Genomic DNA, 13,434 nt, shown 5'->3' on the forward strand with positions numbered 1-13,434 from the left:
GACGGGAACCAATGGTCGCTCTCAAGCGCTCACTCTAGGTGAGCCGTGTTGAGGAGCGACCATTGGAAACGACATCACAGAAAACGCTGAAGTGGATCATGCGGGCGGGCTACGGCGCGCGCGGCGCGATCTATGTGATAGTCGGTGTGCTGGCGCTTTGGGCGGCAATCGGGACAGGACAGGCCGAGGGCACGCAAGACGCACTTGTTCAGTTGCGGGGGGCACCGCTGGGCCGTCTAGCGCTATGGATAATCGGACTGGGACTATTTGCATATCTTTTCTGGCGCGCGGTCGCGGGTATTTGTGACGTGGAGGATGAGGGCACCGACTTCTCCGCGTTCGTCAGCCGCACGCTGTGCGTGACAACGGGATTGATCCACGGTGCCATCGGCGTTTCGGTCATCGGATTGGCGCTGGGCGTTGGCGGTTCGGGTGAGGGGGCCCAAGGCTGGACGCAGACGGTGCTGGAATTGCCAATGGGGCGGATGATTGTCGCTATCGGCGCCGCAGTGCTCGCAATGGCGGGGCTGTATTACGGGCGCAAAGGCTGGCTTGGCACCTACAAAGACCATCTTGCTGCTTCCAAACTGACGACAAGAACCGATCCGGTGCTTAAGGCAGGTCTGATTATCTATGGGGCCTTGCTGGTTCTGGTCGCGGCCTCATACGGTTTTGCTGCATTCCACGGGGATGCGGCCCATGCAGGCGGTCTGGGTGCAGCGTTGACGGAACTGCGCGGTATGATTTTTGGTCGTCTTCTGCTTGGTGGTGCGGCACTTGGGTTGCTTGCATTTGCTATTTATAACTTTGTCGAAGCCGCCTGCCGGGTTGTGCCCAAAATCAGCGGTCCGGACGTAGAGACATTGGCCGCACGGCTGAAATCCGCAGGCTAGGTCTGGACGCTTGCGGGCAGGGCGGCTATCCCACCTCGCAACGCCGCGCCGATTTGCGCGCCTACCAAGGACACCGCCGTGCCAGACCTGCTGATTGAATTGTTTTCCGAAGAAATCCCCGCCCGCATGCAACGCCGCGCGGCTGACGATTTGCAAAAACTGGTAACCAACGGGTTGGTCGATGCCGGACTGACCTATGCATCTGCCGCGGCCTTTAGTACGCCGCGCCGTCTGACCCTGACGGTTGAAGGGCTGCTTGATGCCAGCCCCGCGATCACAGAAGAGCGTAAAGGCCCCAAGGCCGATGCGCCCGAGAAAGCGATTGAGGGTTTTCTGCGTGGTGCAGGGGTGACGCGCGAGCAGCTTGAAGAACGCGACACGCCCAAAGGCAAAATCCTGTTTGCCATGATCCACAAAGAGGGTCGTCCGGCAGCCGACATCATCGCCGAGGTGCTGGAACAGACCATCCGCAACTTTCCCTGGCCCAAGTCGATGCGTTGGGGTGCCGGTAGCCTGAAATGGGTGCGCCCGCTGCAATCCATCCTATGTCTGCTGAGCGCCGAGGATGGCGCAGAGGTGGTCGCGCTGGATGTGGATGGCATCAAGGCCGGCGATACCACCTATGGGCACCGCTTTCTGGCACCCGATGCGATCAAGGTGAACAGCTTTGAAGATTACGAGGCCAAGCTTGCCCGCGCCCACGTTGTGCTGCGCCCCGAAGCGCGGTCGGAGACGATTTGGCACGATGCCACAAACATGGCCTTTGCCAGCGGAATGGAAGTCGTCGAAGACGCTGGATTGCTGGCCGAGGTTGCCGGGCTGGTCGAATGGCCGGTTGTGCTGATGGGGCCGATTGCCGATGATTTTCTGGGCCTGCCGCCAGAAGTGCTGCAAACCTCGATGCGCGAGCACCAGAAGTTCTTTTCTGTCCGCAACACCAAGACGGGCCGGATCGAGCGTTTCATCACCGTGGCAAACCGCACCACGTCGGATGACGGAGCCACGATCCTTGCAGGCAACGAAAAGGTGCTGTCTGCACGTCTGGCAGATGCAAAGTTCTTTTGGGAGAACGATCTGCGCGTTGCTAAATCCGAAGACGGAATGGGCGCTTGGGTAAAGGCGCTTGAGAATGTCACTTTCCACAACAAACTCGGCACACAAGCCGAGCTGATTGAACGCATGGCCGTGTTGGCACGCGAGCTTGCTCCAATGGTCGGGGCCAATGCCGATGAGGCAGAGCAGGCGGCGCGGGTCGCCAAGGCCGACCTGTCATCTGAAATGGTCTATGAATTCCCCGAATTGCAGGGCCTGATGGGCCGCTACTATGCACAGGCAGCGGGCCTGCCGGATGCTGTGGCCGCCGCAGCAGAAGAGCATTATGCGCCTTTGGGGCCGTCCGACGATGTACCAACTGCGCCTGTCTCAATTGCGGTGTCGCTGGCCGAGAAATTCGACAAGCTGACCGGCTTCTGGGCAATTGACGAAAAGCCGACGGGGTCGAAGGATCCCTTTGCGCTGCGGCGGGCGGCGCTGGGGGTTATTCGGATATTGGTTGAGAATGATCTGTCTGTGCAATTGAGCACCTCGCTGTTTGGGAGCATCTTCGCTGAGAAAGATCCCTCATACCCAAAGCTACTCGAATACCTTGAAGAAATTCGGATTACTAAGGCAATGATGGAAACAGCTCCAGAATTGAAGATTGATAACCTCTCATGGGAGAAAATCAAAGAAATGGGCACGACTTTTCAGGCAATCGATGAAGCGGAAAAAAAGAAAAAGCCGATGCTTGAGGAAATAGAAGCGATAGACAGCCGGATTGCTGCGAAGAAGGCTGATCTGTTTGCATTTCTCCAAGACCGCCTCAAAGTCTACCTGCGCGACCAAGGCGTCCGTCACGACATCATCGACGCCTGCATCGCGATGGAAGGCAACGACGACCTGACCCTCCTCGTCAAACGCGCCCGCGCACTCAGCGAGACATTGAACACCGACGACGGTGAAAACCTCATCCAGGGTTTCAAACGCGCCAACAACATCCTCACCCAAGCGGAAGAGGCCGACGGCGTCGAATACTCCTATGGCGCGGATGTGAAGTTCAGCGAAACCGATGAAGAGCGTGCCTTGTTCAAGGCACTGGATGAGGCCGAGGCCATCATCAACCCCGCGATGAAGGAACAGGATTTCACTACGGCAATGTCCGCCATGGCTGCATTACGCGAACCAATTGATGCGTTCTTTGATGCGGTTCAGGTGAACTCTGATAATGGCACCGTGCGGCGCAATCGTTTGAACCTGCTAAGCCGGATTCGCACAATCTGTACCTCGGTGGCTGACTTGACGCGCATCGACGGGTAAACGACCGGCGGGCAAACCAGCCCGCCGGTCGCTGTCTGCGCTCTTGTCAGGCATCGAATAGACCCTATGCTGCACCGGAACGCAGAAGGTGCCGCAGTGCAGAATGATCCCAATACCACGCTGGTGACGCAGACCGCGCCCATCGCCAACGCAACCCATGGCGGGCGGGCAAAATGCCTGCAACGTCTGGTCCGGCTCGATCTGCCTGTGCCGCGCACGGTCGCGATTTCCTTTTCTGCCGTCCAGAAGATCGCCAAGGGCGAGATGCCCGATGTGGCAGGCATTGTTGCGCAGATGCCGTCCGGCGCTTTGATGTGTGTGCGACCGTCCAGCGAAGACCCCGATTGGGGCGGGCCGGGGGCTGTTCTGAACATCGGGATCAACAACAAACGGTTTCAGGAATTATGTACCGTCATTGGAGAGGATGCCGCGGCAGCGCTTTATACCCGATTTGTGCACGGCTACGCGATCAACGTGGCACGACTTGATCCCGATATGTTCGATGAAGTCAGCGGGCAGGGCCGTGCCGCGCTGGAGGAATCCTTGCGGGCCTATGAGGCCGAAACCGAAGAAGAGTTTCCTCAGGACCCCACGGTTCAGCTGGCCGGTGTGTTGCGCTCCATGGCGCGGGCCTGGGATGGCACGTCGGCGCGGCTGTTGCGGCAGGCAAAAGGGGCACCTGCAGATGCGGGTCTTGGGCTGGTCGTGCAGCAAATGGCCTTCGGCGTGGGGGTTGGGCAATGCGGGTCAGGTGTCCTGCAACTCGTGGACAGTGACACTGGCCTGCGTCAGGTCACGGGGCGTTACCTCAGTCAGTCTCAGGGTCGCGATGCGATGCAGGGCGACAGTGCATCGCTTTATCTCGGGCGGGATCCGCGCGGTCCATCGCTTGAGGAGCTGGCACCAGAAGCCTATGCAAAGCTGTTGGAGCATGCAGCCCTGATGCGCACCCGGTTGCGCGCCGAGATGCAGGTGGAATTCGTCATCGAAGGCGGAGAGTTGCATATTCTGGACGGCATGCGCGTGGCGCGATCCTCGCGGGCAGCGGTACGCATTGCAGTCGCCTTGGCCGACGAAGGCATCATTCCACGCGAAGAGGCTTTGATGCGGGTTGAGCCGCGCACCCTGACCGAATTACTCCACCGTCAGATTGATCCGCGCGTAAGGCGGGACGTGATCGGGCGCGGGATCGCCGCCAGCCCGGGCGCGGCGACCGGCAAGATCGTATTCTCCGCCAATGACGCCCAAGCCTATGCCGCACGCAATGAACCCTGCGTGCTGATCCGCCGCGAGACATCACCAGAAGATATTCGCGGTATGCACGCCGCCAAAGCCGTTTTGACAGAGCGTGGCGGCGTCACCAGCCACGCAGCCGTGATCGGGCGCGGTCTGGGCCTGCCTTGCGTGGTCGGCGTGTCGAATATGAAATTCAACCTTGTGCAAAAGCAACTGGTCACCAAGGACGGGCGTGTGTTCAACGAGGGTGATGAAATCACCGTGGACGGCTCAAGCGGTCAAATTCTTGCCGGTGCGGCACAGATGCAAGAGGCGGCACTGGACGAGAATTTCAACCGGCTGATGTCATGGGCCGAGGATGCGGCGGATATCGGGGTGCGCGCAAATGCAGATACGCCGGCCGATGCGCAGACGGCGCGGAACTTCAATGCACATGGCATCGGATTGTGCCGCACCGAGCATATGTTTTTTGAGGCGGGTCGCCTGACCGTGATGCGCGAAATGATCTTTGCCGAGACCGGTGAGGACCGCCGCGCGGTTCTGGAACGCCTGCTGCCGATGCAGCGCGACGATTTCAAAGAGCTTTTCCGTATTATGCAGGGCCAGCCGGTTTGTATCCGCCTGTTCGATCCGCCGCTGCATGAATTCCTGCCCATGCACCGGGCAGGGCAGCGCGAACTTGCAGAAGCTCTGAACCTGCCGCTTTCCGATGTGACGCGGCGGATTGAGGCGATGTCGGAATACAACCCGATGCTCGGATTGCGCGGCGTGCGTTTGGGCGTCACGGTTCCCGAAATCTACGAGATGCAAGCGCGGGCGATTTTTGAAGCCACCGTAGAAGCCAGCCGCAGTGGCGAGCCGGTGGTGCCGGAGATCATGATCCCGCTGGTGTCTGCACGGCGCGAGGTTGAACTGGTCAAAACGGCGATTGATGCGGTTGCCTCTGCGGTGCGCACCGAACAGGACGCCAGCTTTGAATACCGCCTGGGGATCATGGTCGAGACGCCACGTGCCGCGTTGCGTGCGGGAGAGATCGCGCCGCATTGCGCGTTCCTGAGTTTCGGAACGAACGATCTGACCCAGATGACCTACGGCCTCTCCCGTGATGACGCGGGACGCTTTATGTCGGACTATGTGCAGCAGGGTGTATTCTCCGAAGATCCGTTTCACATGCTTGATACCGAAGGTGTCGGAGAGCTTTTGAAGCTGGGGTCGGAACGCGGGCGGGCCGCGCAACCGGGCATCACAATTTCGCTCTGCGGGGAGCACGGCGGCAACCCCGAATCGATTGCTTTCTGTCGGGATGCGGGATTTGACTATGTTTCGTGCTCTCCATTCCGTGTTCCGGTCGCACGATTGGCTGCCGCGCAATTGGCGATCAGACACAAGATCGGGTACTAAACGGCTCTAATCGCGCAACCTATGGCAGCAATAGGCGGGTTTCGGCAAAGCCGGATGTGGCAGGGTTTACCCCGTGAAACTTTGCGGCTAGGCGCTGGCGCAACAGAAATGACCCATGAGTTCTTTTATGCTGCCGCTTCGCTCCCGTTTGCTTGCCCTGATTTTGGGCTCTTTGTCCCTGGTCCCGATGACCGCACATGCCTCCTCCGAGACCGCTCAGAAGCTGGCACGGGTAGAACAGTCCGGGCTTGAAGCCGCAGGCAAGAAACGGGTCGAAGAGTTGCTCGTGCAACCAGCCGCAGCAAAGACCGGTGTCGAATTTTCACGCAGCTGGATTGATTCACAACCCAAAGCAAGCGGTTCGGCGCAGTGGCGCTGTCTGGCCGAAGCGCTCTATTTTGAAGCGCGGGGCGAGACGGTCAAAGGCCAGTTTGCTGTTGCAGAAGTAATCATGAACCGTGTGCAATCCGCGCGTTTCCCCGGTTCGCTGTGCGCGGTCATCAATCAGGGGACGGGCAAGAAATACCAATGCCAGTTTACTTACACCTGCGATGGTCAGGCGGAGGTGATCTCGGAGCCGCGTGCGTTCGCTCGTGTGGGTAAGATCGCCCGGCTGATGCTGGATGGCAAAGTCCCAAAGCTGACCGAAGGGGCGACCCACTACCATACGACTGCTGTCAGCCCACGCTGGGCGCGGGTTTACACCCGCACGGCGAAAATCGGTGTGCATCTGTTCTATCGCCATACATGGCGCACGGCATCTAACTGACGCAATAATCGTGCGCGGTGCCGGAACCGGACTGGTCAGACAGGTGTGATCTGCTAGACCTGTATCTGGAACCGACCCAGTAAAGAGACTGCCCATGACCAACGAAGTCCGCCTTGCCTTCGCGCATCCATCAGAGCGTGCGGCGGCAACCGCAGGGGCGGAGCCGCTGGATCGTATTTCGCTGCGCGACCACACCGTAGAGGTCGAAATCGGTGCCTTTCAGGCGGAGCGCGGTGTCACACAGCGTATTTGTTTTAATGTGGTGGTCGAGGTGCAGCCGCTGACAGGTCCCATCGATGACGATGTGGACCGCATCCTCAGCTATGACCGAGTGACCGAAGCCATCGCTACAGAGCTGGCGGTCGAGCGCTTGGCGCTGCTTGAGACGCTGGCGGAGCGTGTGGCCGAACGGATTCTGCTTGAACCACAGGCAATGCGGTGTTTTGTGCGGATCGAAAAGCTGGATCGCGGGCCTGGTGCGTTAGGGGTCGAGATCGTTCGCGCGAGGGACGGGGATGTTGTGGCTGAGGTCGCGCCCGAAGACACACCGCACCCGGCACTTGTATATTTAAGCAATGAGGCCATCGCAGCACCGTTTCTGACCGGTTGGCTCGACCAGCTTGAGGCGCAGGGCAAGCCATTGATCCTTTGTGTTGGCGCGGCGGACGCGCCCGCGCCGCAAGTCCCGCACAAGATGGCGCAACGTCGTATCGACCTGCTGGCAATAGAACAAAACGCATGGGTGCTTGCCGCCTGCGACGACCGCTGCGTCGTTGTGCAAACCCGAACCGAGCTCGACTGGGCGATGAAGAACGGCCAGACTTGCGTTTGGGCACCGTCCAAGATTGTGCTGGATTCGGTGGACACGCCTTCTGCACAACCGCGTGACGCTGTGGCATTGGCCGCGTGGTTCGCCGGTACGTTCGAAGCGAGCGATATGCTCGTGGTCGGCGCAGAGCTGCCGCAGAAAGCCACCGTTGCGCTCAGGTCGATGCCTGTCACGCAAGAGACACTTTGAAGATGAGAGATACCTATTACCGCCCGATAGTTCAGACCGGTCCGGCGCGCCCCGCAGGTGCGATGCGGTTGGCGGGCGGGTGGTGCTGGTTCAACCACATCGAAGTTCTGGGCAGGGGGCGTATCCCTTCGATTATTCCGCTTGCCAATGCGCCGGATGACATCCTCGACGCGATACACGCGCCGCGCGCTGATGTTGGAGCGCTTTCGATGGATCGACCGCGTGTCATGGGGATCCTCAACGCCACGCCGGACAGCTTTTCCGACGGCGGGCTGCACGCCGCTGCCAGCGATGCGGTTGCTGCCGGGGTGGCCATGCGGGATGCTGGTGTCGATATTCTTGATATCGGCGGAGAAAGCACGCGGCCCGGTGCGCAGACCGTTCCCGTGCCGGAAGAGACCAACCGCGTCGTCCCGGTGATCGCAGGGTTGCGAGACGCAGGCGTGGACACGCTGGTTTCCGTCGACACGCGCAAAGCGGAGGTCGCTCGGGCGGCGCTCAATGCGGCAGAGAGTAAAGGCGCTGGCCTTATCAATGACGTCTCCGGATTTACCTATGATGCGGCCCTCGCGCCACTGGCAGCAGAAGCGCAAGTGCCGGTATGTGTGATGCACGCGATGGGTGATCCGGCGACCATGCAGCAGGACCCGCAATATGACGATGTGCTGCTGGACGTTTACGATTTCCTTGAAACGCAGATTGATGCGCTGACCCGCGCAGGCGTTGCGCGCAGCCGCATCATCGCGGACCCGGGTATCGGTTTTGGCAAAACATTGCAGCACAACCTGACATTGCTGTCCCGCCTAAGCCTTTTCCACAGTCTTGGTGTGCCGGTTCTGCTGGGCGCGTCGCGCAAGCGGTTCATCGGGACGATCGGCGGGGAAGAGCAGGCAAAGGCCCGCGCACCAGGGAGTATAGGGGTAGGATTGGCCGCACTTTCCCATGGCATCCAGATTCTGCGTGTTCATGATGTGCCCGAAACAATACAGGCAATTGCCCTATGGCGTGCAGCCATGGCAGGAAGACAGATATGACAAAACTATTTGGTACAGACGGCGTGCGTGGCACGGCAAACACCCATCCAATGACACCTGAAATGGCGCTGCGCATCGGGGCCGCTGTCGGACGGCACTTCCGGCGGGACCACAGCTCGGTGCACCGTGTCGTGATCGGCAAGGACACGCGTCTGTCTGGTTATATGTTTGAGAACGCGCTGACAGCGGGCCTGACGAGTACAGGCATGAATGTGCTGTTGCTGGGCCCTGTGCCGACACCTGCCGTTGGTCTGCTGACGCGGTCCATGCGTGCTGATCTGGGCGTGATGATTTCCGCCAGCCACAACCCCGCGCATGACAACGGGATCAAATTTTTCGGACCGGATGGCTACAAGCTGTCGGATAAGGTTGAGGCAGAGATTGAAGCACTGGTCGCCAGCGGCGTAGACCCTGCACCTGCCTCCGAGATCGGGCGCGCCAAGCGGATCGACGACAGTCGGTTTCGTTATATCGAAAGGGTGAAGTCCTCGTTCCCGCGGCGGATGCGTCTGGATGGTCTGAAAGTCGTAATCGACTGTGCCAACGGTGCGGCGCACCATGTGGCCCCGATGACACTTTGGGAATTGGGTGCGGATGTTATTCCGATGGGGGTGGCACCGAACGGACTCAACATCAACGAAGGCTGCGGATCAACACATCCAGCCGCCGCAGCCGAAATGGTCGTGGCACACGGCGCGGATGTCGGCATCTGTCTGGATGGCGATGCGGACCGTGTGATCCTTATCGACGAAAAGGGCAACGTCGGCGACGGGGACCAGTTCATGGCGCTGATGGCTGCGCGCTGGGCAGAAGAAGAGCGCCTGAAAGGTGGTGCTCTCGTCGCCACGGTGATGAGTAATCTGGGACTAGAGCATTTCCTGCAAGACCGTGGGTTGCGGCTGGAGCGGACGAACGTAGGCGACCGCTATGTGGTGGAGCGTATGCGTCAGGGGGGCTTTAACCTTGGGGGAGAGCAATCCGGTCATATCGTGATGACAGACCATGCAACGACCGGTGACGGCCTGATGGCGGGCTTGCAGTTCCTTGCCGAAATGGTCCGGTCTGACAAACCGGCGTCTACGCTGATGCACCAATTCGAAAAGGTGCCGCAGTTGCTCAAGAATGTGCGTTTTGCGGCCGGTCAAACGCCGCTGCAAAACAAATCTGTTATCACCGCGATTGCACAGGCTGAATCCGATTTGTCTGTTGGCGGGCGTCTGTTGATCCGCACGTCAGGCACCGAACCTCTTGTGCGCGTCATGGCGGAGCATGAGGATGCCGCGCTCATGAACAAAGTGGTCGATATTGTCGTGGCAGCGGTCGAGGATGCGGTGGCCTAAGACAAACCTTATCCCGGCTTATCCCGCTTTGCCAAACAGCCGCCGCAATGCGCCGTACTGGCTCAGACCTAATCCGGCAAGGATCAGCACCATCGCGTAAAGCAACGTGGGGGGCAGTGGTTCGGACAGGATCAACGCGCCCAGAACCACGGACCAGACCGGCACCTGGTAATTGACCAGAGACATAAATACAGGCCCCGCGCTGCGCACCACCAATACCCGCAGAAAGTTTGCTGCCGCTGTAGGGACCAGCCCCAAAAACAGCAGCACCAGCAATATGTCCGTTGTGGGCATCGGGGGCGGGCCGTCCGCGATCAGCGCAAGCGGGATACTGTAAAGAGATCCGATAAGGAGCAGTATGGTGGCGAGGCCGATGGCATCTACGGCGGGCAGGCGACGCATCAGGATGGAACTGAGCGCATAGCAGCTTGATGCACCAAAACAGGCTATTCTACCCGCTGTTTCTAACGTCCCGCCGTTGGTTTCGAAAGCCTGACCACCGATCAGGATCGCAACACCGATAAAGCCGACGACAAACCCTAAAACCCTGCGCCATGTCATGCGCTCTCCGGGGACCAGAAAATGCGCAAGAGGCAGGATTATCAGGGCGGTGGATGCCATGGACACGCCTGCAAATCCGGACGTTACATGCTGTTGGCCCCACGCCAGCAACGCAAATGGAATGGCACCGCTTAGCCCGCTAATTGCGAAAGTCGTGAGCAGATCAGCCCGCGAAGGGCGGGTGTCAAACAGCAAAAAGCCGCGCCAGGCCCAGATGACAAGCATTACAATAGCGGCAAAGCCGATCCGTGATGCTGCAATCCAGAAAGGCGGCATGCCGGTGAGGGCGACTTCGGTCACCAAAAAAGTCCCACCCCAGATGAAGGCCAGCGCAGCGATCATCATCCAACTTGCAGCGGTTATTCTGGGGGCGTCATTCATTCGCTGGGCTTAGGAGGCGCGACCGACAGGGTCAATGTACATTCCGCCGAGTTTGGGGCGATCTTCCGCAGAGCGGAACAAACAGCGTTGTCGCGGCGTTTATTCCCCAAGTTTATTTACACAGGAGACCAAACCAATGGACTGGACCTTCCTTATCGGCATCCTTGCCGCCTTCACACTTTTGATCTGGGTCGTGTTTGCATTTGCAAGCAAGCAAATGGTCGAAAAGCGTATTGATAACCCGAATGCGCGTAAATCTACGCTCGCTTCAGACAAGTCATCCCACGGTAAGCCCGCGGACGTCTAAGTAAAAAAAGGCCCGGATTTTTCCGGGCCTTTTGGTTGTGTCAGACCGGGTCTGGCTTAGTTCTTGGCTTTGTCGACCATTTTGCCATCGGAAATCCATGGCATCATTTCGCGCAGCTTTGCACCGACCTGTTCGATCTGGTGTTCGTCGTTGATACGACGCGTACCTTTGAAGAATGGCTGGCCAACAGTGTTTTCCTGCATGAAGTCGCGCACGAACTTGCCGTTCTGGATGTCTGTCAGAACTGCTTTCATTTTTGCCTTTGTTTCGTCGTAAGGCAGGATGCGCGGGCCTGAAACGTATTCACCATACTCGGCTGTGTTCGAGATGGAGTAGTTCATGTTGGCGATACCGCCTTCATAGATCAGGTCAACGATCAGCTTTACTTCGTGCAGACACTCGAAATAGGCCATCTCGGGTGCGTATCCAGCCTCGACCAGTGTTTCAAAGCCCATACGGATCAGCTCAACCAAACCACCACACAGAACGGCCTGCTCACCAAAGAGGTCGGTTTCGCACTCTTCGCGGAAGTTCGTTTCGATGATGCCCGAACGGCCGCCGCCGATGGCGGAGCAATAGGACAAACCGATTTCCAGCGCTTTGCCGGACGCGTCGCGGTCAACCGCAACCAGGCAAGGCACGCCGCCGCCTTTGGTGTATTCGCCGCGCACGGTATGGCCGGGGCCCTTAGGTGCCATCATGATGACGTCGATGCCTTCTTTCGGCTCGATCAGGCCGAAGTGCACGTTCAGGCCGTGGGCGAACGCGATGGCGGCACCCTCGCGGATGTTGTCGTGAACGTATTTTTTGTATGTTTCCGCCTGAAGCTCGTCGGGCATTGTGAACATGATGACATCAGCCCAAGCAGCAGCTTCGGCGATTTCCATAACCTTGAGGCCTTCACCTTCCGCCTTGGCTTTGGAAGCAGACCCTTCGCGCAGTGCGACGACAAGGTTCTTTGCACCGGAATCGCGCAGGTTCAGGGCGTGAGCGTGGCCTTGGGAGCCGTAGCCGAGGATTGCGACTTTCTTGTCCTTGATCAGGTTTACGTCGCAGTCACGGTCATAATAAACGCGCATGAATTCGTCCTTTGGTTTGAGTGTTTTTCATTCTTGGGTGTTCTGCGATGCACCATATGGATGTTTGCGCTTGTGGCCATCGGTGTTCTTTGGGTTTATAGGTCAACCAAAGAATAGTTATTCTCCAAAAGTGGAAAAAGTGGAAAAATCATGCTTGATGATCAGGATCGTCGCTTGTTGCGCTATTGGCAGGCGGAACCGAGCCTTAGTCCCGGAGAGTTGGCGGAGCGGTGCGGCATGACGCCGGGCAGGGCGGCGAGGCGGTTGGCGCGGATGGAAGAAGAGGGAATTGTCGAAGGGGTCGGCGCGGTAGTGAACTGGCCCGCGCTAGGCTATGCGGTTGAGGTGTCCTTGCGCGTTACGCTGGACAAGACCCAAGGCAACGCGTTCGACAGCTTTCTGGAAGCGGCGCGCAAAGTGCCGGAGGTGATCGAAGTGCAGACCTTTCTGGGGCGGGTGGACGTCCGCTTGTCCATCATTGCGCGGGACATGGCGCATTATCAGCAAATCTATCGCAGCCAGATCCTCAGTCTGCCGCATATCGCTGACATTGAGGCACTGATGCATGTGGCGCGGATCAAGTCAGAACAGACATTGCCGTTATGACGCCGCTTGATGATATCGATCGCAAACTGGTGATGGCGCTCGCCCGGGATGCGCGACAACCGGCCAGTATATTGGGAAAGCGGCTTGGGCTGTCGCAACCTGCAACATGGCGGCGGATCAGGCGGCTGGAAGAGGCAGGGGTGCTGTCGGGCAGACGACTTCGACTGGATGCGGCAAAGCTGGGCTTTGGCGTCACCGTTTTTCTGGGGATCAAACTGGCCACAAAGGGGCGCGTTAGTCTTGAGGATTTCGAGCGAGCCGTGTCAGGCATTCCGGAAGTGCAGACCGTGGAGCACGTGCTGGGGCTCTATGATTACCGCTTGCGCGTGGTTGCCCGTGACCTTCCGGATTTCGAGCGGGTCTTGCGGCGGCGGATTATGACATTGCCCGGCGCAGGTGAGGTGGAAGCGAATGTCTTGCTAAGCGAAGAGCGGCTCGCGGGGCCCCTCTAGCA

The 13,434-nt window shown here is 58.9% G+C and carries 12 protein-coding genes; 10 read left to right on the forward strand and 2 right to left on the reverse strand.

The window, feature by feature from the left end; translation table 11 throughout:
- Positions 1–62: 62 nt before the first annotated feature.
- From Z946_RS0116835 to glmM, 7 genes are all read left to right on the forward strand, one after another.
- Entirely contained in the window at positions 63–893 is an 831-nt protein-coding gene (locus tag Z946_RS0116835) for a DUF1206 domain-containing protein (RefSeq protein ID WP_241461345.1), read from the forward strand.
- 78 nt (positions 894–971) lie between these two features.
- Positions 972–3,248, forward strand: coding sequence for a glycine--tRNA ligase subunit beta (gene glyS / locus Z946_RS0116840; RefSeq protein WP_025056893.1), 2,277 nt, complete (start codon positions 972–974; stop codon positions 3,246–3,248).
- A 66-nt stretch (positions 3,249–3,314) separates the two neighbouring features.
- A complete protein-coding gene (locus Z946_RS0116845) occupies positions 3,315–5,885 on the forward strand; it encodes a putative PEP-binding protein (protein WP_025056894.1) in 2,571 nt (856 codons plus the stop codon).
- 187 nt (positions 5,886–6,072) lie between these two features.
- On the forward strand, positions 6,073–6,654 hold the full coding sequence (locus tag Z946_RS0116850) for a cell wall hydrolase (RefSeq protein WP_152540592.1): 582 nt from the start codon (positions 6,073–6,075) through the stop codon (positions 6,652–6,654).
- 94 nt (positions 6,655–6,748) lie between these two features.
- A complete protein-coding gene (locus Z946_RS0116855) occupies positions 6,749–7,672 on the forward strand; it encodes a dihydroneopterin aldolase (RefSeq protein WP_025056896.1) in 924 nt (307 codons plus the stop codon).
- Between the two features lie 2 nt (positions 7,673–7,674).
- Positions 7,675–8,706, forward strand: a complete 1,032-nt coding sequence (gene folP, locus Z946_RS0116860) for a dihydropteroate synthase (RefSeq protein ID WP_025056897.1) — start codon at positions 7,675–7,677, stop codon at positions 8,704–8,706.
- Entirely contained in the window at positions 8,703–10,046 is a 1,344-nt protein-coding gene (gene glmM, locus Z946_RS0116865) for a phosphoglucosamine mutase (RefSeq protein ID WP_025056898.1), read from the forward strand. Before folP ends, glmM begins: the two co-directional genes overlap by 4 nt.
- 18 nt (positions 10,047–10,064) lie before the next feature.
- On the opposite strand, the gene Z946_RS0116870 is transcribed toward glmM, so the two are convergent.
- Positions 10,065–10,988 (reverse strand): DMT family transporter, encoded by a 924-nt coding sequence (locus Z946_RS0116870; RefSeq protein ID WP_025056899.1) that lies wholly within the window; start codon positions 10,986–10,988, stop codon positions 10,065–10,067.
- Between the two features lie 136 nt (positions 10,989–11,124).
- Here Z946_RS0116870 and Z946_RS21695 point away from each other — a divergent pair, with 136 nt between their 5' ends.
- Entirely contained in the window at positions 11,125–11,295 is a 171-nt protein-coding gene (locus tag Z946_RS21695) for a hypothetical protein (RefSeq protein WP_169736910.1), read from the forward strand.
- A 56-nt stretch (positions 11,296–11,351) separates the two neighbouring features.
- Here Z946_RS21695 and ilvC read toward each other — a convergent pair whose 3' ends face one another.
- Positions 11,352–12,374: a ketol-acid reductoisomerase gene (gene ilvC, locus Z946_RS0116880; RefSeq protein ID WP_025056900.1), complete on the reverse strand. Its 1,023-nt coding sequence runs from the start codon at positions 12,372–12,374 to the stop codon at positions 11,352–11,354.
- A gap of 150 nt (positions 12,375–12,524) precedes the next feature.
- On the opposite strand from ilvC, the gene Z946_RS0116885 reads away from it, so the two are divergent.
- Positions 12,525–12,980: an Lrp/AsnC family transcriptional regulator gene (locus tag Z946_RS0116885; RefSeq protein WP_025056901.1), complete on the forward strand. Its 456-nt coding sequence runs from the start codon at positions 12,525–12,527 to the stop codon at positions 12,978–12,980.
- Complete coding sequence (locus Z946_RS0116890) at positions 12,977–13,432, forward strand: Lrp/AsnC family transcriptional regulator (RefSeq protein WP_025056902.1); 456 nt, start codon at positions 12,977–12,979, stop codon at positions 13,430–13,432. Before Z946_RS0116885 ends, Z946_RS0116890 begins: the two co-directional genes overlap by 4 nt.
- Positions 13,433–13,434 lie beyond the last annotated feature (2 nt).

This window comes from Sulfitobacter noctilucicola (genome assembly GCF_000622385.1).
Lineage (GTDB): Bacteria > Pseudomonadota > Alphaproteobacteria > Rhodobacterales > Rhodobacteraceae > Sulfitobacter > Sulfitobacter noctilucicola.

Coding starts and splice junctions, on each gene's coding strand:
- folP (WP_025056897.1), top strand. CDS start 7,675: ATGAGAGATACCTATTACCGCCCGATAGTTCAGACCGGTCCGGCGCGC.
- glmM (WP_025056898.1), top strand. CDS start 8,703: ATGACAAAACTATTTGGTACAGACGGCGTGCGTGGCACGGCAAACACC.
- Z946_RS0116885 (WP_025056901.1), top strand. CDS start 12,525: ATGCTTGATGATCAGGATCGTCGCTTGTTGCGCTATTGGCAGGCGGAA.
- Z946_RS21695 (WP_169736910.1), top strand. CDS start 11,125: ATGGACTGGACCTTCCTTATCGGCATCCTTGCCGCCTTCACACTTTTG.
- Z946_RS0116870 (WP_025056899.1), bottom strand. CDS start 10,988: ATGAATGACGCCCCCAGAATAACCGCTGCAAGTTGGATGATGATCGCT.
- Z946_RS0116890 (WP_025056902.1), top strand. CDS start 12,977: ATGACGCCGCTTGATGATATCGATCGCAAACTGGTGATGGCGCTCGCC.
- Z946_RS0116855 (WP_025056896.1), top strand. CDS start 6,749: ATGACCAACGAAGTCCGCCTTGCCTTCGCGCATCCATCAGAGCGTGCG.
- Z946_RS0116850 (WP_152540592.1), top strand. CDS start 6,073: ATGACCGCACATGCCTCCTCCGAGACCGCTCAGAAGCTGGCACGGGTA.
- ilvC (WP_025056900.1), bottom strand. CDS start 12,374: ATGCGCGTTTATTATGACCGTGACTGCGACGTAAACCTGATCAAGGAC.
- Z946_RS0116845 (WP_025056894.1), top strand. CDS start 3,315: ATGCTGCACCGGAACGCAGAAGGTGCCGCAGTGCAGAATGATCCCAAT.